16 protein-coding genes are annotated in these 22,237 nt (G+C 37.8%); 15 read left to right on the top strand and 1 reads right to left on the bottom strand.

Going from position 1 to position 22,237, the window contains the following annotated elements:
- The 14 genes from dnaA to IGJ41_RS00070 all read left to right on the top strand — a co-directional run bounded on the left by dnaA (window position 1) and on the right by IGJ41_RS00070 (window position 17,273).
- On the top strand, window positions 1–1,344 hold the full coding sequence (gene dnaA / locus IGJ41_RS00005; RefSeq protein ID WP_010707915.1) for a chromosomal replication initiator protein DnaA: 1,344 nt from the start codon (window positions 1–3) through the stop codon (window positions 1,342–1,344).
- 201 nt (window positions 1,345–1,545) lie between these two features.
- A complete protein-coding gene (dnaN, locus tag IGJ41_RS00010; protein WP_002356014.1) occupies window positions 1,546–2,676 on the top strand; it encodes a DNA polymerase III subunit beta in 1,131 nt (376 codons plus the stop codon).
- Window positions 2,677–3,255: 579 nt separating this feature from the next.
- Entirely contained in the window at window positions 3,256–3,501 is a 246-nt protein-coding gene (gene yaaA, locus IGJ41_RS00015) for a S4 domain-containing protein YaaA (protein ID WP_002356015.1), read from the top strand.
- Window positions 3,488–4,615, top strand: coding sequence for a DNA replication/repair protein RecF (gene recF, locus IGJ41_RS00020; protein ID WP_002356016.1), 1,128 nt, complete (start codon window positions 3,488–3,490; stop codon window positions 4,613–4,615). The genes yaaA and recF overlap by 14 nt, the downstream gene beginning before the upstream one ends.
- Window positions 4,612–6,561 (top strand): DNA topoisomerase (ATP-hydrolyzing) subunit B, encoded by a 1,950-nt coding sequence (gene gyrB, locus IGJ41_RS00025; RefSeq protein WP_002359210.1) that lies wholly within the window; start codon window positions 4,612–4,614, stop codon window positions 6,559–6,561. Before recF ends, gyrB begins: the two co-directional genes overlap by 4 nt.
- A gap of 55 nt (window positions 6,562–6,616) precedes the next feature.
- Window positions 6,617–9,118 carry a DNA gyrase subunit A gene (gene gyrA / locus IGJ41_RS00030; RefSeq protein WP_002361457.1) on the top strand — a complete coding sequence of 834 codons (2,502 nt, stop codon included), beginning with the start codon at window positions 6,617–6,619 and terminating at the stop codon, window positions 9,116–9,118.
- Window positions 9,119–9,292: 174 nt separating this feature from the next.
- On the top strand, window positions 9,293–9,595 hold the full coding sequence (gene rpsF, locus IGJ41_RS00035; protein WP_002356019.1) for a 30S ribosomal protein S6: 303 nt from the start codon (window positions 9,293–9,295) through the stop codon (window positions 9,593–9,595).
- Window positions 9,596–9,639: 44 nt separating this feature from the next.
- Window positions 9,640–10,206 (top strand): single-stranded DNA-binding protein, encoded by a 567-nt coding sequence (gene ssb, locus IGJ41_RS00040; RefSeq protein ID WP_002364599.1) that lies wholly within the window; start codon window positions 9,640–9,642, stop codon window positions 10,204–10,206.
- Between the two features lie 25 nt (window positions 10,207–10,231).
- The gene (gene rpsR, locus IGJ41_RS00045; RefSeq protein WP_002356021.1) at window positions 10,232–10,471 is read left to right on the top strand and encodes a 30S ribosomal protein S18; all 240 of its coding nucleotides are present in this window, start codon (window positions 10,232–10,234) and stop codon (window positions 10,469–10,471) included.
- Window positions 10,472–10,627: 156 nt separating this feature from the next.
- A complete protein-coding gene (locus IGJ41_RS00050) occupies window positions 10,628–12,652 on the top strand; it encodes a DHH family phosphoesterase (RefSeq protein ID WP_438713612.1) in 2,025 nt (674 codons plus the stop codon).
- Window positions 12,653–12,657: 5 nt separating this feature from the next.
- Window positions 12,658–13,110, top strand: coding sequence for a 50S ribosomal protein L9 (rplI, locus tag IGJ41_RS00055; RefSeq protein ID WP_002356023.1), 453 nt, complete (start codon window positions 12,658–12,660; stop codon window positions 13,108–13,110).
- A gap of 272 nt (window positions 13,111–13,382) precedes the next feature.
- Window positions 13,383–14,750 (top strand): replicative DNA helicase, encoded by a 1,368-nt coding sequence (gene dnaB, locus IGJ41_RS00060; RefSeq protein ID WP_002381331.1) that lies wholly within the window; start codon window positions 13,383–13,385, stop codon window positions 14,748–14,750.
- 236 nt (window positions 14,751–14,986) lie between these two features.
- Window positions 14,987–16,279: an adenylosuccinate synthase gene (locus tag IGJ41_RS00065; protein WP_002376293.1), complete on the top strand. Its 1,293-nt coding sequence runs from the start codon at window positions 14,987–14,989 to the stop codon at window positions 16,277–16,279.
- Between the two features lie 124 nt (window positions 16,280–16,403).
- Window positions 16,404–17,273 (top strand): DegV family protein, encoded by an 870-nt coding sequence (locus IGJ41_RS00070; RefSeq protein ID WP_002359214.1) that lies wholly within the window; start codon window positions 16,404–16,406, stop codon window positions 17,271–17,273.
- 39 nt (window positions 17,274–17,312) lie between these two features.
- On the opposite strand, the gene IGJ41_RS00075 is transcribed toward IGJ41_RS00070, so the two are convergent.
- Window positions 17,313–18,944, bottom strand: a complete 1,632-nt coding sequence (locus tag IGJ41_RS00075) for an ABC-F family ATP-binding cassette domain-containing protein (protein ID WP_002359215.1) — start codon at window positions 18,942–18,944, stop codon at window positions 17,313–17,315.
- Window positions 18,945–19,197: 253 nt separating this feature from the next.
- Here IGJ41_RS00075 and IGJ41_RS00080 point away from each other — a divergent pair, with 253 nt between their 5' ends.
- Window positions 19,198–22,083 carry a sigma 54-interacting transcriptional regulator gene (locus tag IGJ41_RS00080; protein WP_002356028.1) on the top strand — a complete coding sequence of 962 codons (2,886 nt, stop codon included), beginning with the start codon at window positions 19,198–19,200 and terminating at the stop codon, window positions 22,081–22,083.
- Window positions 22,084–22,237 lie beyond the last annotated feature (154 nt).

Raw genomic sequence — 22,237 nt, forward strand, 5'->3', positions numbered from 1 at the left:
ATGCCCGACGTGGAAAGTTTTTGGCATAGCCTTGAAGAAGCCTATCAAGCGATTTTGTCGGCGCCAAGTTTTGATGCTTGGATTAAAACCACACGCCCTTTGAAATTAGACAACAATCAATTGTGGCTAGAAGTCCCTTCTGCAGTTCATCGTGATTACTGGGAAAAAAATCTTTCGGCAAAAATTGTCGAAACTGGATTTAAATTGACCGGTGCAGAAGTGATGCCCCATTTTGTTGTTGCCGATGAAAAAGACGCAGCACTGGCACAAGAACTCGAAGAACCTGCCGAAGAAGAAATTGTTTTTAGTGAACAAAGTAAAAAAGCGATGCTTAATCCTAAGTACACTTTCGACACCTTCGTTATTGGTAAAGGAAACCAAATGGCGCACGCTGCAGCGCTTGTTGTTGCCGAGGATCCGGGTTCGATTTACAATCCCCTTTTCTTCTATGGTGGTGTAGGGTTAGGGAAAACCCATTTGATGCATGCTATTGGTCATCAAATGTTAGTGAATCAACCAGATGCCAAAGTCAAATATGTTAGTAGCGAAACGTTTACGAATGAATTTATCAACTCAATTCAAACAAAAACATCCGAACAATTTCGGAAAGAATATCGCAATGTTGACTTATTATTAGTCGATGATATTCAATTTTTGGCGGAAAAAGAAGCGACATTGGAAGAATTTTTCCATACCTTCAACGATCTTTACAATGAAAATAAACAAATTGTTTTAACAAGTGATCGCCCGCCGAATGATATTCCAAAATTACCTGAACGATTAGTTTCTCGCTTTGCTTGGGGTTTGTCTGTCGATATCACCCCGCCTGATTTAGAAACACGGATTGCAATTTTGCGCAAAAAAGCAGATGCCGAGCGTTTAGAAATTCCGGATGATACACTAAGTTATATCGCTGGTCAAATTGATTCCAACATCCGTGAATTAGAGGGTGCTTTGGTCCGTGTTCAAGCCTTTGCAACTATTAATGGAGAAGATATTACCACTAGTTTAGCGGCGGACGCCTTGAAATCTCTAAAATCAGTTGGTAGTAAAAATCAATTGTCCATTTTACAAATTCAAGAAGAAGTATCCAAATATTATCATGTGCCTCTTAAAGATTTAAAAGGGAAAAAACGGGTGAAAACAATTGTGGTTCCTCGTCAAATCTCAATGTATCTTGCTAGAGAAATGACCGACAATTCCTTGCCAAAAATTGGTGCCGAATTTGGCGGCAAAGATCATACAACGGTGATTCATGCGCACGAAAAGATTCAGCAATTATTGGAAAAAGATCCAGCGATTCAAAAAGAAGTCAGTGAAATTAAAAATTTATTGAACTCTTAGGATGTGGAAAACTAAACAAAAAAGAACAAAGTTATCCACAACTTATACACAAGTGGATAACTTAGTAAAATCAATGCTCTTTTGACTTTTCCACAGAATCAACATGCCCTATTACTTTTATTATTTATTTATATATAATATACAAAACAGTGGCGTACAAAATTAGAACGTATTGAAAATACTTAAAAAGGAGTTTACATTATGAAATTAACGGTCAAACGAAGTGTCTTTTTACAAGAATTACAAACTGTTCAACGAGCAATTTCTTCTAAAACAACGATTCCAATCTTAACAGGTGTTAAAATTGTGTTATCAGAAGATGGCTTATCACTTACTGGGAGTAACGCGGATATTTCAATTGAAAGTTTTTTAAGTAAAGATGATGAAAAAGCTCAAATGACGATTGAACGCACAGGTAGCATCGTTTTACAATCTCGTTTCTTTGGCGAAATTATTCGTAAATTACCAGAAGATATGTTCACAATGGAAGTTCTAGATAACAATCAAGTTGCAATTACTTCAGGAAAAGCTGATTTTACGGTTAATGGATTAGATGCTGACAATTATCCGCACTTACCAGTAATTGATACTCAAAACCAAATGAAATTACCTGTTCATTTATTGACAAAAATTATTAGTGAAACAGGTTTTGCTGTCTCGATGCACGAAAGTCGTCCAATTTTAACTGGGGTCCACTTTATTTTAGAAAATCAAAAATTACTTGCCGTTGCGACAGATTCACATCGTTTAAGTCAACGTGTGATCCCGACAGAACAAGCAGTAGAAGACTTTAACATTGTAATTCCAGGAAAAAGTTTAACTGAACTTTCTCGTTCATTAACCAATGAAGAAGAAATGGTTGAAATCAGCATTATGGAAAACCAAGTGCTATTTAAAACAGAAACAATGTACTTCTATTCTCGTTTGTTAGAAGGAAATTATCCTGATACCAACCGTTTAATTCCAACTAGCCATAACACGCAAATTGAATTTTATGTACCAGAATTGCTTTCAGCAATCGAACGTGCCTCTTTACTTTCTCATGAAGGACGTAACAATATTGTTCGCCTTTCAATTTCACCAGATTCTGTTGTTTTATATGGAAATTCACCTGAAATTGGAAAAGTCGAAGAAGCGTTAAACTATGAAAATGTTTCTGGTGAAGCGTTGGATATTTCTTTCAACCCAGATTATATGAAAGATGCATTGCGAGCGTTTGGCGATATGAATATTACCGTGAAATTCCTTTCCCCAATTCGTCCGTTTACATTGGAGCCAACCGAAACAGAACTAGATTTCATTCAACTAATTACACCGGTTCGTACAAATTAATCATGTTTAAAAAAGACCTTCGGAAAATCACTATGATCGCCGAAGGTTCTTTTTTGTCGTCTGTTTAAAGCCGATAAACGCTGCTAGATAAGCTTTTTAAAACTGGAATAGCTTTTACGCTAATATGATTGTGAATGTTTGAACTATCGTTTGACGAATAAATTCAGCTTTTTTTTTCATGGATAAAGAAAAAAGCCCTTTAATTTTTCGTTTAAGAGCTGTTCATTTTTTTATGAACATTTCCTAGTGAAAGAAGTTTACGTTGCTTAAAACGACGCTCAGACCTCTACAAGCTACTTTTCTTCAATGCATGCCCTCTTCGTTTGTCTTTGAGTTACCCCAAATTGTTTTTTAGTTAAACGCTACTCGTCATTTCTGCCAAATCAGGCCCCTTTTTTCTCAAGAAAATATCAATTTCCGTTTTAAAATGCTTTTTAAGAGTTTTTTTATCCTAATAATATTTTCGGTCATTTAGAATTAAAATTGCTTAGAATGAAAATTAGACAGATAAATTTGTTTTCTCTTATGAAAAAGGGTATAATATATATGAGAACGTATTAGAAAAAAGAGGGATGCACATTGAAAAAAACGTTTGTTTTAGCAACTGAGTATATAACGCTTGGTCAGTTTCTTAAAGAAATCAACGTCATTGGTAGTGGCGGCCAAGCCAAATGGTATTTGGCAGATAATAGCGTGTTTGTTGATGGCGAGTTGGAAAATCGTCGCGGACGGAAACTTTATGCGGGCATGATGATTGAGATACCTGAAGAAGGTACTTTTTTTATGGTGAAAAACGGAAACGAGTCCGACGATGCGGCTGAATGAGCTGACACTTCAGCATTATCGTAATTATGAAACAGTCAGCTTAGATTTTCCAAAAACGTTAAATCTTTTTTTAGGCGAAAACGCCCAAGGAAAAACCAACTTGTTAGAAAGCATTTATGTTCTAGCAATGACACGAAGTCATCGAACCAGCAATGAAAAAGAATTAATTGGCTGGGAACAAGCAGCAGCTAAAATTAGCGGCGTGGTTGAAAAAAAGACAGGCACCGTGCCGTTGGAAATTTTAATTTCCAACAAAGGACGTAAAACCAAGGTTAACCACATTGAGCAAAAAAGGCTCAGTGCGTACATTGGGCAACTGAATGTTATTTTATTTGCCCCAGAAGATTTATCTTTGGTGAAAGGCTCACCTCAAGTCCGCCGGAAATTTATTGACATGGAACTCGGACAAGTGAGTCCTATTTATCTTTATGATCTTGTCCAATATCAGTCTGTTTTAAAGCAACGGAACCAATACCTAAAACAACTAGCTGAAAAGAAACAAACAGATACTGTTTATCTGGATATTTTGACAGAGCAGCTAGCTGAATTTGGCGGGAAAGTTCTATACGCTCGGTTAGGTTTTCTTAAAAAATTAGAACACTGGGCAAACTTACTCCATCAAAAAATTAGTCATGGACGCGAAACGCTCACCATTGACTACGCATCAAGCATCCCAATTGACAACACGGATCTTTCCTTAGAAGCACTTCAAAATCAATTGCTCCAACAATTAATGAACAATCGTAAGCGTGAATTGTTTAAAGCGAATACTTTTTTAGGCCCTCATCGTGACGATTTGCTATTTATTGTCAATGGTCAAAATGTTCAAACGTATGGCTCACAAGGCCAACAGCGAACGACAGCTTTAAGTATTAAATTGGCAGAGATTGATTTGATGCATTCAGAAACAGGAGAATATCCTGTGTTATTACTAGATGATGTCATGAGTGAATTAGATAATGAACGTCAAATTCACTTGTTAGAAACGATTGAAGGCAAAGTTCAAACGTTCTTAACGACAACTAGTTTAGATCACATAAAAGACAAGCTAACAGTTGAACCAGATATTTTTTATGTTCAACAAGGCAAGATAGAAAGGAATTCAGCGACATGACAGAAGAAGAAAAAAACATGAGAGAACGTGCGCAAGAATATGACGCTAGTCAGATTCAAGTTTTGGAGGGCTTAGAAGCTGTCCGGAAACGTCCTGGTATGTACATAGGTTCTACTAGTGGCGAAGGGTTACACCACTTAGTATGGGAAATCGTTGACAACTCTATCGACGAAGCCTTAGCAGGATTTGCTAAATCAATTCAAGTAATTATCGAACCAGACGATAGTATTACTGTTATCGATGATGGTCGTGGAATTCCAGTCGGGATTCAAGCCAAAACAGGTCGCCCAGCTGTGGAAACAGTGTTTACAGTGCTACATGCCGGCGGGAAATTTGGCGGTGGCGGCTATAAAGTATCAGGTGGCTTGCACGGTGTTGGTTCCTCTGTTGTTAATGCTTTATCGACCAGTTTAGATGTTCGTGTTTATAAAGATGGCAAAGTGTACTACCAAGAATATCGTCGTGGTGCGGTTGTTGATGACCTAAAAGTTATCGAAGAAACGGATCGCCACGGAACCACTGTTCACTTTATTCCAGATCCTGAAATTTTTACAGAAACAACCGTTTATGATTTTGATAAATTAGCAACACGGGTTCGTGAATTAGCCTTTTTAAATCGAGGCTTACACATTTCAATTGAAGACCGTCGTGAAGGACAAGAAGATAAAAAAGAGTATCACTATGAAGGCGGGATTAAGAGTTATGTTGAGCATTTAAATGCCAATAAAGACGTTATTTTCCCAGAGCCAATCTTCATTGAAGGAGAGCAACAAGATATTACAGTGGAAGTGTCAATGCAGTATACAGATGGCTACCACTCAAATATTTTAAGTTTTGCCAACAATATTCATACTTATGAAGGCGGAACGCATGAATCTGGTTTTAAAACTTCTTTAACACGTGTGATTAATGACTATGCACGTAAACAAAAATTGATGAAAGAAAACGATGAAAAATTAACTGGGGAAGATGTTCGTGAAGGCTTAACCGCAGTGGTTTCCATCAAACACCCAGATCCTCAATTTGAAGGACAAACCAAAACGAAATTAGGAAACTCAGAAGTACGGACCGTCACGGATCGTTTATTCTCAGAATACTTTACAAAATTCTTGATGGAAAATCCAACAGTCGGTAAACAAATTGTCGAAAAAGGCATGTTGGCCTCAAAAGCTCGTTTAGCCGCTAAAAGAGCCCGTGAAGTCACTCGTCGTAAAGGCGCTTTAGAAATTAGCAACTTGCCAGGGAAGCTGGCTGATTGCTCAAGTAAAGATCCGGAAAAATGCGAATTATTTATCGTCGAAGGAGACTCGGCCGGCGGTTCAGCAAAACAAGGCCGTAGCCGTGAATTCCAAGCCATTTTACCAATTCGTGGGAAAATCTTGAATGTCGAGAAAGCCAGCATGGATAAAATTTTAGCCAATGAAGAAATTCGGTCATTATTTACAGCTATGGGAACAGGCTTCGGCGAAGATTTCGATGTTTCTAAAGCACGTTATCACAAACTAGTGATTATGACCGATGCCGATGTCGATGGTGCGCATATTCGAACGTTGTTATTAACCTTGTTCTATCGCTTCATGCGGCCAATTGTTGAAGCTGGTTATGTGTATATTGCCCAACCACCACTATATGGTGTGAAACAAGGGAAAAACATCACCTACGTCCAACCGGGCAAACATGCTGAAGAGGAACTAGCAAAAGTGTTAGAAGAATTACCTGCTTCACCAAAACCAAGTGTTCAACGTTACAAAGGGTTGGGTGAAATGGATGATCACCAACTTTGGGAAACAACAATGGACCCAGAAAAACGATTAATGGCGCGAGTGAGTGTCGATGATGCCATTGAAGCTGACCAAATTTTTGAAATGCTAATGGGCGATCGTGTAGAACCACGTCGTGCGTTTATCGAAGAAAATGCCCATTACGTGAAAAACTTGGATATTTAATGTGTCGCAACGTTGTAAGAGACGCTAGAACATATATTTAGAGGGGAAAAAATTCATGAGTGAAGAAATTAAAGAAAACATTCAAGACGTCAATCTGACCAGCGAAATGAAAGAATCTTTCATTGACTACGCAATGAGTGTTATCGTAGCCCGCGCGTTACCTGATGTTCGTGACGGTTTAAAACCTGTTCATCGCCGAATCTTATATGGAATGAACGAATTAGGGGTAACCCCTGATAAACCACACAAAAAATCAGCCCGGATTGTTGGGGATGTTATGGGTAAATATCACCCCCATGGGGACAGTGCGATTTACGAATCAATGGTGCGGATGGCACAACCTTTTAGTTATCGGGCTATGTTAGTTGACGGCCACGGAAACTTCGGTTCTGTCGATGGTGACGGCGCTGCCGCTATGCGTTATACCGAAGCACGTATGAGTAAAATTGCTTTAGAAATGCTACGAGATATTAACAAAAATACAGTCGATTTCCAAGGAAACTATGATGATTCAGAACAAGAACCAGTAGTTTTACCTGCTCGTTTTCCAAACTTACTAGTTAACGGAACAACGGGGATTGCGGTGGGGATGGCAACAAATATTCCACCACACAATTTAAGTGAAGTGATTGATGCAACAAGTTTATTGATGGACAATCCTGATGTAACGACGAATGAATTGATGGAAGTGTTACCTGGACCAGATTTTCCAACAGGCGGTTTAGTGATGGGGAAATCAGGGATTCGCCGAGCATATGAAACGGGGAAAGGTTCGATTACAGTTCGTGCAAAAGTTGAATTGACTGAAATGCCGAATGGAAAAGAACGTATTTTAGTAACTGAATTGCCTTATATGGTGAATAAAGCCAAATTAATCGAACGAATTTCTGAATTACACAGAGATAAACGAATTGAAGGAATTACCGATTTGCGGGATGAATCTTCTCGTGAAGGCATGCGGATTGTCATCGATGTTCGTCGAGATGTGAGTGCCTCTGTTGTGTTAAACAACTTGTACAAAATGACTGCCTTACAAACATCTTTTGGTTTTAACATGTTAGCCATTGAAAAAGGTGTACCGAAAATTTTAAGCTTGAAACGTATTTTAGAAAACTACGTCGAGCATCAAAAAGAAGTCATTACTCGCCGGACGATTTTTGACAAAAACAAAGCAGAAGCACGGGCACATATTTTAGAAGGTCTCCGAATTGCCTTAGATCATATCGATGAAATCATTGCCATTATCCGTGGATCACAATCAGATGACGAAGCAAAAGCAACGTTAATTGAACGCTTTGAATTTTCAGATCGTCAAGCGCAAGCGATTTTAGATATGCGTTTACGCCGTTTAACAGGCTTAGAACGCGACAAAATTGAAAATGAATATCAAGAGCTATTGAAATTCATTGCGGACTTAGAGGACATTTTAGCCCGTCCAGAACGCGTCATTGAAATCATTAAAACAGAGTTAAATGACGTTCGTACAAAATTTGGTGATGCACGACGCACAGAATTATTAGTAGGTGAAGTCTTAAGTCTTGAAGATGAAGATTTAATCGAAGAAGAAGAAGTCGTGATTACGTTAACCAATAACGGCTACATTAAGCGGATGGCAAACTCTGAATTCCGGGCGCAACGCCGTGGCGGACGTGGTGTCCAAGGGATGGGCGTTCATGATGATGATTTCGTGAAAAACCTAGTTTCTTGTTCAACACACGACACGTTATTATTCTTTACGAACACTGGGAAAGTTTACCGAGCAAAAGGTTACGAAATCCCTGAGTACGGTAGAACAGCAAAAGGAATTCCAGTGATCAACTTACTGGGAATTGATTCTGCAGAAAAAATTCAAGCGATTATTTCTGTTGAGGGCAAAGCGGAAGCAGGTAAATACTTGTTCTTCACAACCTTAAAAGGAACCGTCAAACGGACAGCCGTAACAGCCTTTTCTAATATCCGTAGTAATGGATTAATCGCCATTAGCTTAAAAGAAGATGATGAGTTAGTTAACGTGGTAACGACTAATGGCAATCAGAAGATGATTATCGGAACACATGCAGGATACTCTGTCACATTTGATGAAAATACTGTACGTGATATGGGCCGGACAGCATCAGGTGTTCGGGGAATCCGTCTCCGCGAAAATGATTATGTGGTCGGCGCAGCGATTCTGGATGAAAATAAAGAAGTCCTAGTCATTACTGAAAATGGTTATGGTAAGCGTACAAAAGCTTCTGAATATCCAGTTAAAGGACGTGGCGGTAAAGGGATTAAGACAGCAAATATCACTGAGAAAAATGGTCCATTAGCTGGTTTAACCACGGTCAATGGGGATGAAGATATCTTATTGATTACGAACAAAGGCGTCATTATCCGCTTTAACGTTGATTCTGTTTCTCAAACAGGACGCGCAACATTAGGGGTTCGTTTAATGAGAATGGAAGATGGTGCCAAAGTGGTAACAATGGCTGTTGTAGAACCAGAAGAAGTGGAAGAAGAAATCGTTGAAGTTGTAGAAACAACAGAAAACGAAACAACATCAGAAACAGAAGAATAACATAAAAAAGTTTCGCCAGTTGGCGAAACTTTTTTATTGGGGCTTTTCAAAACTATTTCTTGCTTTTGTCCATCAATTAGCATATAATTAGAGATTGTGAACTACCTTTTTAGGTATGTTCTCCTTGCTCTTAGCCAACTAAGAGCCTTGAAGTCCATAGGGAGGTGAAAATCAATGAGTCAAGATACGAAGTACGAAATCATGTACATTATTCGTCCGAACATTGATGAAGAAGCAAAAACTGCTTTAGTAGAACGTTTCGACACAATCTTAAAAGATAACGGAGCAGAAGTTATCGAATCTAAAGATTGGGAAAAACGCCGCTTAGCATATGAAATGAACGGATTCCGTGAAGGCATCTATCATATCGTTAACGTTACTTCTCCATCAACAGCTGGCGCAATCAACGAGTTTGATCGTTTAGCAAAAATCAATGACGATATTATCCGTCATATGATCGTGAAGGTAGAAGCATAATTTGTTTCACATGAAACATTTATTGACGAAAGGAGATGTTTTGAATGATTAATAACGTTGTATTAGTCGGAAGATTGACAAAAGATCCTGACTTACGTTACACCGCTAGTGGTTCAGCTGTTGCGACCTTTACACTTGCTGTAAACCGTAACTTTACGAATCAAAATGGTGACCGTGAAGCAGACTTTATCAACTGTGTGATTTGGCGTAAACCCGCAGAAACAATGGCTAATTATGCCCGTAAAGGTACATTATTAGGTGTTGTCGGAAGAATTCAAACTCGTAACTACGAGAACCAACAAGGTCAACGTGTCTACGTAACTGAAGTGGTTTGTGAAAACTTCCAATTGTTAGAATCTCGTTCTGCTTCAGAACAAAGAGGAACTGGCGGCGGTAGCTTTAATAACAACGAAAATGGTTATCAATCACAAAATCGTAGCTTTGGTAATAACAATGCCGGTTCTGGATTTAATAACAACAACAATAGTTTCAATCCATCATCTTCTCAGTCGCAAAACAATAACGGTATGCCTGATTTCGATAAAGATTCTGATCCATTTGGTGGCTCAGGTTCATCTATCGACATTTCAGATGATGATTTACCATTCTAAACGAATTTGATAGGAGGGAACAAGAATGGCACAACAAAGAAGAGGCGGACGTAAACGTCGGAAAGTCGACTATATCGCAGCAAACCACATCGAATACATCGACTATAAAGATACTGAATTGTTAAAACGATTCATTTCAGAACGTGGCAAAATTTTACCACGTCGTGTTACAGGTACTGGCGCTAAAAACCAACGTAAATTAACGATTGCTATTAAACGCGCACGTATCATGGGATTATTACCATTCGTTAGTGACGAACAATAATTTTATGACAATTTCCAGAACCAAAGAGCTTGCTCTTTGGTTCTTTTTTATCTTGACTAGTGTTTCACGTGAAACATAACAAGGTTCGCAGAATGAAGTGTTTTGTGATAAAATAAAGGATGAAATAACTAGTGAATCACCAGAGCAATATGCTCGTTGGAACAAGTCGCCTCAAAGGTCTGCAGAAAGATTGGAGGCAAAAAAATGCAAAAGAAGAGAATTCAAAAAAACGGTTTCTTAATTGTTGTGGGTCTTCTCTTAGTAGAATTTCTCCTCTATTTCTTACTAACAAATAAATGGCTGCTATTGGCGGTAATTATCGCATTAGATATCTTTCTCTTAGTGGTTATTCGGCTGTTGATTAGAGATGTAGAAATTACAAACGTAGAAAAGATTCAAGAAGCAAGTTCCATTGCTGAACAATCGTTGGATTATGTTGTAAATGAAGTACCTGTGGGAATTATTACGTATAACGGGGAAACACGCGCGGTAGAATGGCTTAATCCTTATGCTGCTTCTATTTTTAATAAAGACAATCAGCTAACGTTAACCGCTAGCCAAGTTACGTCTTATTTAGAATTAGCAGAACGAAACCAAGATATTTTTACGATTGACGAAAATACCTATCGCTTTAGCGTCAATAAAGAACAACATACAATTACTTTTGAAGATATCACTAAAGAAAGTAATTTGTATCAAGAAAAAGTCGAAATGCAAACGGCTATTGGCATTGTGTCTGTCGATAATTATGATGATGTCACCGATACAATGGATGAGAAAGAAATTTCTTATTTGAATAGTTTCATTACGACGATGGTTTCTGATTGGATGGACCAATACAAAGTTTTTTATAAGCGAATCAACGCAGAACGTTATTTTTTCATTGCCCAATGGGAAGATATTCAAAAAATGATGGACGAAAAATTTTCTATTTTGGATACGATCCGTAAGGAATCAGCTAACCATGAAGTAGCCATTACGTTAAGCATGGGGATTGCTTATGGGGGGCCAACCTTAGATCAAACCGGGACCACGGCTCAAACAAACCTAGATACAGCTTTAGTACGTGGCGGCGATCAAGTGGTTGTAAAAGAAGCCAAAGATGAAGCGAAGCCGTTATTTTTTGGTGGAAAAACGGCAGTAACGACGAAACGTTCCCAAGTACGTTCTCGCGCAATGAGCATGGCAATTAAGGGAATTATTGCGGAATCTGCTGACATCTATATTATGGGCCATCGTTATCCAGATATGGATGCGTTAGGTTCAGCATTTGGTGTTGCTCGTTTAGCCTCGTTTAATAATCGAAAAGCGTGGATTGTTTTAGATGAAAATGAAATCATTCCCGATGTCAAAAGAGTGTTAGAGGCGATTAAAGAGTACCCAGAATTAGAAGAGCGCATTATTAGTCCTAAAGAGGCCGTGAAGCGCAAGAAAGAAAGTAGCTTATTAGTTATGGTAGATTACCATAAACCGTCTCTATCGATCTCACAAGAGCTCTATGAGCGTTTTGATAAAGTGGTAATCATTGATCACCATCGACGAGGAGACGAATTTCCAGCAAAACCCTTGCTTTCTTATATTGAATCTTCTGCCTCTTCTGCTTCAGAATTAGTCACAGAATTGATCGAATACCAAAGTAATAGCGCAAATAAACTGCAGGCCTTTGAAGCAACCATGATGTTGGCGGGAATTGTGGTTGATACGAAAAGTTTCAATACACGAACGACGGCGCGAACATTTGATGTGGCTAGTTATTTACGAACTTGTGGAGCAGACTCATCTTTAGTACAATATCTATTAAGTTCTGATCTTACAAGCTATCTGGAAATGAACAATTTAATCTCTAAAAGCGAATATGTCACAAAAGATACCGTCGTTGTTGCCGGGAGTGAAGACAAAGAATATGATAGTGTCACAGCTGCCAAAACAGCGGACACATTACTTTCTATGGCAGGGATTAATGCAGCATTTGTCATTACCAAGCGGACGGATCAACAGATTGGCATTAGTGCTCGGAGTAATGGTTCAATTAATGTCCAAATCATTATGGAAAATTTAGGTGGTGGCGGTCACTTTACTAATGCGGCAGTACAATTATCAAACGTAACAGTAGCAGAAGTAAAAGAGCAACTACTTGATGTAATTCGTCAAAATATTAATGAAATGTATGAACAGGAGTGAAGGAAATGAAAGTCATTTTTTTACAAGACGTTAAAGGAAAAGGAAAAAAAGGGGACGTAAAAGAAGTGCCAACTGGTTACGCCCAAAACTTTTTAATTAAAAATGGTTATGCGAAAGAAGCCAATAAAGGGAGCATGAGTGCGTTAGCGGGTCAAAAGAAAGCCCAAGAAAAACATGAAGCAGAAGTTTTAGCACAAGCAAAAGAAATGCAAGCCTTTTTAGAAGATGAAAAGACTGTTGTAGAGATCAAGGCAAAAGCTGGAGAAGACAGCCGGTTATTTGGCTCAATTCCTTCAAAACAAATTGCAGAAGCCTTAAATAAACAATACAATGTAAAATTGGATAAACGCAAAATCGAATTAGCCAACCCAATTCGTTCTCTAGGTTACACTAACGTACCAGTCAAACTACATCATGAAGTTACAGCGAAAATTAAGGTTCATGTCGTAGCGGAATAATACAATTGATAAAAAAGAAGCCGATTTCTCCGGCTTCTTTTTTATACAAAATAAATTACTGTAATTATTTTTATGAAGTTTAGAAATCAAATGCACAACATTTCAAATTAATAAAAAAATTATATTTTTATTAATTGTGTATTTTTTAAAATTGGAAAGTGAACTAAAAATAGAGAAATCAGCAGAGAAAAAATGTACTTTTTTTAATGAAATTGTGTTAAAATGGATAGACTAAATGAACCAGAAAGTAAGACATCGTGGGAGAGAACAAAATGAATGAATTATTGCAAGATAGGGTACCGCCACAAAATATTGAAGCGGAACAAGCCGTTTTAGGTTCTATTTTCTTAGATGCAGATGTGCTAATAGAAGCGATGGAATATGTGGAACCTAAAGATTTCTATCGTCGTAGTCATCAGTTGATTTTCCAAACGATGATGACCTTAAGCGACCGAAATGAAGCGATTGATGTGGTAACAATCAAAGATCGCCTAGAACAAGAGAATTTGTTAGAAGATGTTGGTGGACTAAGTTATCTGTCAGATTTAGCTTTAGCTGTACCGACAGCTGCCAATGTCATTTATTATGCAAAAATTGTTGAACAAAAATCGTTGCTGCGCAACTTAATCCAAACCGCTACAGAGATTGTAACTAAAGGCTTTGAGCAAGGTGAAGATGTTGAATCTATTTTGGATGATGCAGAACGAAGCATTTTAGAAGTCTCCGAAAAGCGGAATCGTAGTGGCTTTTTATCAATTTCAGATGTTCTAAATACAACTATTGCGAATATTGACCAATTATACCAAAATGATGAAGAGATTACTGGTTTACCTACAGGCTATCAAGCATTGGATAAAATGACTGCCGGCTTGCAAGCGGAAGAGCTAATTATTTTAGCGGCCCGTCCAGCGGTAGGGAAAACCGCTTTTGCATTAAATATTGCCCAAAATGTCGGCACCAAAACAGATAAAGCTGTCGCTATTTTTAGTTTAGAAATGGGGGCAGAATCATTAGTGAACCGGATGCTTTGTGCAGAAGGATCCATTGAGGCCAGCCATTTAAGAACAGGGCAATTATCTGAAGAAGAATGGCAAAACTTAATTATTGCGATGGGTAGTTTGTCCCGTGCGAATATCTATATTGATGACACACCAGGGATTAAAATTACCGAAATTCGTGCGAAATGTCGTAAATTAGCACAAGAAAAGGGCAACTTAGGTCTAATTTTGATCGACTACCTACAATTGATTGAAGGAACTGGAAAAGAGAACCGCCAACAGGAGGTTTCTGATATTTCACGTCAATTAAAAAAATTAGCGAAAGAATTAAAAGTCCCGGTTATCGCTTTGTCACAGCTTTCTCGTGGCGTGGAACAACGTCAAGATAAACGTCCTGTGTTAAGTGATATTCGTGAGTCAGGTTCCATTGAGCAAGATGCCGATATCGTTGCCTTTCTTTATCGTGATGATTACTATGATCGTGGTGAAGGAGAAGACGGCGATCATGAGCCACCAGAAGTTGACAATGTTGTAGAAGTCATCATTGAGAAAAACCGTAGTGGTGCGCGTGGAACGGTCGAATTACTTTTCATTAAAGAATATAATAAATTTTCTTCGCTTTCGCCGAGGACAGAATTTTAAAAAACGAACTCATTTTTTGAGTTCGTTTTTTTGCTTATTAAGGGATTAAAATCAGAGAGTAAAACACGAACAATATTCGTATATTTTATTATTTTACAAAAACATAGCTAAAAATGTTCGTATTTTTGACAGAAACGCTTTTGATTGTGAAAGAATATTCGATTTTTACCCTTGAAAGGGACTGGTTTTACTGGTACAATGATTCAGGACAAAAAAATTATGAACGAGGTGTTCGAATGTCATCAGTAGTAGTTGTTGGAACGCAATGGGGCGACGAAGGTAAAGGAAAAATTACAGACTTTCTAAGTGAAAACGCAGAAGTGATCGCTCGTTACCAAGGCGGAGATAACGCCGGACATACCATTAAATTCGACGGCGTAACGTATAAATTACATTTAATTCCTTCAGGGATTTTCTATAAAGAAAAAATTAGTGTAATTGGTAACGGCGTAGTTGTGAATCCAAAATCTTTAGTAAAAGAATTAGCTTATTTAAAAGAAAATAATGTTGCCACTGATAATTTACGTATTTCAGATCGTGCCCATGTCATCTTGCCGTATCATATTAAATTGGATCAATTGCAAGAAGATGCGAAAGGTGAAAACAAGATTGGGACAACGATTAAAGGAATTGGCCCAGCCTACATGGATAAAGCAGCACGGGTGGGAATCCGTATCGCTGATTTATTGGATAAAGAAATTTTTGCGGAACGTTTGAAAATTAACTTAGAAGAAAAAAATCGTCAATTCGTTAAAATGTTTGATAGCGAAGCCATTGAATTTGATGATATTTTTGAAGAATACTATGAATACGGACAACAAATTAAACAATATGTTACAGATACTTCGGTTATTTTAAATGATGCATTAGATGCTGGAAAACGGGTTTTATTTGAAGGGGCACAAGGTGTCATGTTGGATATCGATCAAGGAACCTATCCATTTGTTACTTCCTCTAATCCAGTAGCTGGTGGCGTAACTATCGGTAGTGGCGTTGGTCCATCAAAAATTAATAAAGTGGTTGGTGTCTGCAAAGCGTACACTTCACGTGTCGGTGACGGCCCATTCCCAACAGAATTATTTGATGAAACAGGAGAAACCATTCGTCGTGTCGGTAAAGAATACGGAACAACAACAGGACGTCCGCGTCGTGTCGGTTGGTTTGATTCAGTAGTTATGCGTCATTCAAAACGTGTATCAGGGATTACGAACTTGTCATTAAACTCGATTGACGTGTTAAGTGGTTTAGAAACGGTGAAAATTTGTACAGCTTATGAACTTGATGGTGAATTAATTTATCATTACCCAGCAAGCTTGAAAGAATTAAGCCGCTGTAAACCAGTTTATGAAGAATTACCAGGTTGGTCTGAAGATATCACTGGTTGCAAAACTTTAGCTGATTTACCAGCTAATGCTCGTAACTATGTGCATCGGATTTCAGAATTAGTTGGTGTGCGCATTTCAACATTCTCTGTAGGTCCAGACCGTAACCAAACGAACGTTTTAGAAAGCGTTTGGGCACAAATTTAAGCAGATTTTTAAGGGAACGTAAAGGATGGCTTATGCCAGTTCAGCCTTTACGTTCTTTTTTAATTTTATATAAAAATGAAAAACTATGGTAAAATAAAAGAAAACATGAAGGGGGCAATTGTCCGTGAATTATCAATTAGTGACAGATTCTTGTTGTGACTTGCCGTATACATACTTAAAAGAAAACCAAGTACCTTTTATTAGCATGAATATTCAAATTGACGGGAAAGAATATCGCGATGATTTAGGCGAAACGTTTGATTATCAGAACTTCTTAACGGCCATTAAAAATGGAAGTATGCCCACTACCTCTCAAGTTAATGTGGGACGCTACAATGAATTTTTCCGTCCTTTTGTGGAGCAAGGGTTACCGGTGATTTATTTAGCTTTTTCATCTGGGTTAAGTGGCTCTTATCAAAGTGCGTTGCAATCAGTAGAGATGTTAAAAGAAGAGTACGATAATGTAGAAATTCATATTATTGACACAAAAGCAGCTAGCTTAGGTCAAGGGATGTTAGTCCGAGAAGCCATTCGATTACAAACAGATGGTCATTCATTAGGAGAAGTTGTTGCCTATCTTGAAGAGCAAAAAATGAAACTTCACTCGTGGGTAACGGTAGATGATTTAAAACATTTAGAACGTGGCGGACGGATTTCTAAAACAGCGGCAGCACTTGGTGGCTTAATGAACATTAAACCAATTATTCGCGTGGATGCGGCAGGCAAACTAGCATCCGTTGGTAAAACTCGTGGACGAAACAAGTCCTTGCAAAAGATTGCGCAAGAAACGATTCAAGGCATTGTAGAGCCAATGAAACAAACACTGTTGATTGCATATGCGGGAACGAAAGATGACGCGGAAAAAGTCAAAGAATTAATTGAAAAAGAAATAGAGGTTAATGAGATACTGATTTATCCTCTAGGACCCACCATTACTAGTCATACTGGAATAGGTTGTATTGCTGTGTTTTCTTTTGGTGAAAAAAGAAAATAAAAAATAGAGAAGTCATTTTTTAATGACTTCTCTATTTTTTTAATAATCTGAACTGAATAAAACGTCCATTTGTTTTTGAATTTCTGGGTTTTCCAAGAATTCATCATAGGTTGTTTCTGCCCGATCAATGACCCCTTTATCAGAAACAGCAATAATTCGGTTCGCTAATGTTTGGATAAATTGGTGGTCATGTGAAGCAAAAAGAATTGAACCAGTGAAAGCCATCAACCCATCATTTAATGCAGTGATTGATTCTAAGTCTAAGTGGTTCGTTGGATCATCTAAAACTAAGACATTGGCTTTGGAAAGCATTAATTTTGAAAGCATGACACGCACTTTTTCGCCTCCGGAAAGAACATTGACTGGTTTTAGTACCTCTTCACCAGAGAATAACATCCGACCTAAGAAACTACGTAAGAACGTATTGTCATCTTCTTCTTTACCAGCAAATTGACGTAACCAATCTAAAATGGTTAATGGCTCTTCAAAGTCTTTGCTGTTGTCTTTTGGTAAATAAGCTTGGCTAGTTGTAACGCCCCAACGAACAGAACCTGTATCGGGAGTAATTTCGCCCATAATCACTTTGAATAACGTAGTCGTTGTAATATCTGAGTCAGCGATGAATGCCACTTTATCATCTTTTGTTAAGTTGAACGAGATATTATCTAAGATTTTTTTGCCATCAATCGTTACAGAGACATTTTCAACTTGTAATAAGTCATTGCCGATTTCACGTTCTGGTGTAAAACCAACGAATGGATAACGACGAGAGGAAGGTTGAATGTCATCTAAGGTAATTTTATCTAACATTTTTTTACGAGACGTTGCTTGTTTTGATTTTGAGGCATTGGCGCTAAAACGAGCGATAAAGTCTTGTAATTCTTTGATTTGTTCTTCTTTTTTGGCATTAGATTGTGCTTGCAATTTTGTCGCTAGTTGGCTTGATTCCAACCAGAAATCATAGTTACCAACGTAAAGTTTGATTTTACTAAAGTCTAAATCTGCCATGTGAGTGCAGACTTTGTTTAGGAAATGACGGTCATGGGAAACCACGATAACGGTATTTTCAAAGTTGATTAAAAATTCTTCTAACCAATTGATTGAGCGGGTATCTAAACCATTTGTCGGCTCGTCTAATAGTAAGACATCTGGTTTACCAAAAAGAGATTGAGCTAATAATACTTTGACTTTTTGACCAGCTGTTAATTCGCTCATTTTTTGATCATGTAATTCTTCTGGAATGTTTAGCCCTTGGAGTAAAACAGCTGCTTCAGGTTCTGCTTCCCAACCGTCAAGTTCAGCAAATTCGCCTTCTAGTTCTGCGGCACGAATCCCATCTTCATCTGAAAAATCTTCTTTCATATAGATAGCATCTTTTTCTTTCATTACTTCGTAAAGACGTTTATGTCCCATAATTACAGTTTCTAAAACAGTGTAGTCTTCGTAGTCAAAGTGATTTTGTTTCAGCGTCGCTAGTCGCTCATTAGGACCCATTGAAACCACGCCAGTTGTCGGTTGAATCTCACCTGATAAAATTTTAAGAAACGTTGATTTTCCTGCACCGTTTGCGCCGATTAAGCCGTAACAGTTGCCAGGAGTAAATTTAATATTCACTTCTTCAAAAAGTTTACGATCTGGAAATTGTAAACTTACATCATTAACAGTAATCAATTGTTTTCCTCGCTTTTAATATATTCTTGAACCTCTCTGCATTATATCGGCTACAGAACCTTTTTTCAAGGAGTTTCAATCTTTTTACAGAAACGAATAAAAAGGTGGGTTTTTTATAGAAAAAAAGGCGTTTTTTTAAAATGTTTCATGTGAAACAGAATTTTTTTTCATGAAAGGGTTTTTAGTGTATTTTTTTAATGATACACTGTATCATGTAAATTAATTAGTGTATCGATTAAAGGAGCCATCAAAAATGAAGCGGATTGAAAAAATCTATCAATATGTTAAAGAGCAAACGAAGAATTTAACGCCAATGACCTTAACAAGTGATGCGGGAGTCACGACACAAGAAATTTCAGAACGTTTAAACATTCAGCGGACCAATGCTAGTAAAGATTTGAATCAACTCGTTCGTGAAGGGCGCTTGAAAAAATTATCTGGTCGACCAGTAAAATATGTCGCGCAGGTGGCGTTTCAGCATCGACCATTAACCAAGCCAGTTAAAAGTTATCGGGAAAAATCAATGGATCACTCCACAAAAACTTTTATCGAACCATTGGTTGAACCAGTAGTCACGACCAGCAAAACCCCAGAAGTTGAAGATATTTTCAAAAAAATTATCGGTTCAGCTGGAAGCATGAAAACGCCGGTTGAACAAGCCAAAGCAGCGATTTTATATCCGCCAAAAGGCTTGAATTGTTTAATTACTGGACCAACAGGTTCTGGGAAAACTTATTTTGCTCATGCCATGTTTCAATTTGCGAAGCTGAACCAAATTGTGGCCAAAGAAAAAGAGTTTGTGGTGTTTAACTGTGCAGACTATGCGCATAATCCAGAACTTTTGATGTCGCATTTATTTGGGTATGTAGAAGGGGCCTTCACAGGCGCTACGAAAGCGAAAGAAGGGATTATTGATGAAGCAGATGGCAGCATTCTGTTTTTAGATGAAGTACATCGGTTACCACCCGAAGGACAAGAAATGATTTTTTATTTTATGGATCACGGCGTGTACGCGCGTTTAGGTGAAACAGTGAAATCACATCATGCGGATGTTCGGATTATTTGTGCTACGACGGAGAATCCTACTTCTTCTTTATTGAATACTTTTGTGCGACGCATTCCGATTATCATTCAATTACCGAACTTTAGTGACCGTCCTGCAAAAGAAAAAATTGACCTCCTAAAAGTGATGGTTTCAATGGAAGCAGCGCGGATTCAACGGCGAATCTCTTTGTCAGAAGATGTGGTCAAAGCGTTAATTGGAAGTGTTTCTTATGGAAATGTCGGTCAGCTAAAATCGAATGTGCAACTTGTGACTGCGCGAGGGTTCCTTAATCAGATGGAACAAGAGGAATTAATGATTACGATGGACGAATTAACGGACAATATTAAAGAAGGCATTATGCAACTTGCCAGTAATCGAGAAGTATTGTCGGAGTTATCGAAATATCTGGAACCGCAATTAGTGGTATCACCAAATGAATCTTTAGTAGCTATTCAGTCAGATGCCTATGAATTGCCTTACAATCTATATGAGATTATTGGAGATAAAGCGGCTCTCTTAAAAGCAGACGGCTTGGACCAAGAACTAATTAATAATTTTATTACAACGGATATCAATGTTCATTTAAAATCTTTCTACAAAGATTATGGATTCACCTTTGATACAGAAAATAAATTGGCCGAAATTGTGGACCAACGAATTATTGATGTCACTAAGAAAATTTATAATTTTGCAGCGAAGCGGTTATCGTATTCGTTTCAACCCAATTTTATTTATGCAATGAGTTTACACATTAGTTCTTTCTTGAAACGCATCCAATTAGGCAAAGATCCTAAGCATCCTTTAAATGAAAGTATTCGAAATATGGTTTTAGATTATCCAACAGAGTTTGAAACAGCGAAAGAAATTAAAAATATTATTGAAAGTAGTTATCAGATGGAGATTCCTGAATCTGAAAGTTACTATTTAGCTGTTTTGCTCATTTCTTTAAGAGAAAATCCTGAGGCTGGCCGGATTGGCATTGTCGTGGCTGCGCACGGAAATAGTACCGCTAGCAGTATGGTACAAGTGGTTTCTCAATTGTTAAATGTTGATAATTTGAAGGCTGTGGATATGCCGTTAGATATGCCACCGAAAGAAGCTTTGCGTAAAATCGTTGAAGCAGTTGGTGAAGTGAATGAAGAAAATGGCGTACTATTATTAGTGGATATGGGTTCATTAAGCACGTTTTCAGAAGAAATTGTACGCCAGACAGGCATTGATGTGCGAACAGTAGACATGGTGACCACGCCAATTGTTCTTGAAGCGGCCCGCAAAACCGCATTAATTGATACGCAATTGGAAACACTTCACGAGTCTTTAAAAAACTTTCATGGCTATGCCGATATTCGCCAAAGTGAAACGAAACAAATCATTGAAAATTGGAAAACAAGAGCAATTATTGCTATCTGCGCTTCTGGAGAAGGAACTGCGCGCCGAATGAAAGAGCTTATTGAGGAAGCTGTCTTGCCACAAATAGACTGGCATTTAGAAGTGATTCCTTTGTCCATTGTAAATATGAAAGAAGTCTTGCCTAAAATTCAAGAAGACTATGAAATTATTGCGACAACTGGGATTACCAATCCCAAAATTGGTGTTCCTTATATTTCCATGGAAAATTTCTTTTCCGGTGAAGCAGAAAAAATTATTCAGCAATTACTAGCAGAGCGGAAAGAAGAAGTAATGAATAAGCCGTTGGACGAAGCGGCAGCAAAAGAAATTTGTCTAAAATATATGGAGCAAAGTTTCACTTTTATTAATGGAAAAAAAATCATTGATCTGTTGTGGTCATTCGCTAAAAATATCCAAACCCAATTAGCGATGCCAGAAGAGTACACATTTTACATCAATTTGATTATGCACACATCGGGCATGTTGGAGCGTATTTTACGGAATGATACACTGACGGTTTCAGAAAAGGAACTTGGTCGATTGGTTCAAGAACCAATTTATCCAGTGATTGTGGCCTCAATTGAGACTATGGAAGAAGCTCTTAATATGGATGTTCCAGCGGAAGAAGTTTATTTTATCGCACAGTTAGTCAAAAATGCCCAGTGTATCGAAGATAAAATCACCGAAATTGATACACTAGATTAATACAGAAAAATCGATACACTATTTATTAGTGTATCGATTTTTTGATTTTCTTAAAAAAACCTATAATTTTCTAGGTTTCGAACCGATACACTAAAGTTGGCACGAAACTTGCTTATAATAAGGTGTCCCTTTTTACCTAAAATTTTTAAGTAAA

The sequence above is a fragment of the Enterococcus sp. DIV1537a genome (assembly GCF_051712085.1).
Lineage (GTDB): Bacteria > Bacillota > Bacilli > Lactobacillales > Enterococcaceae > Enterococcus > Enterococcus faecalis.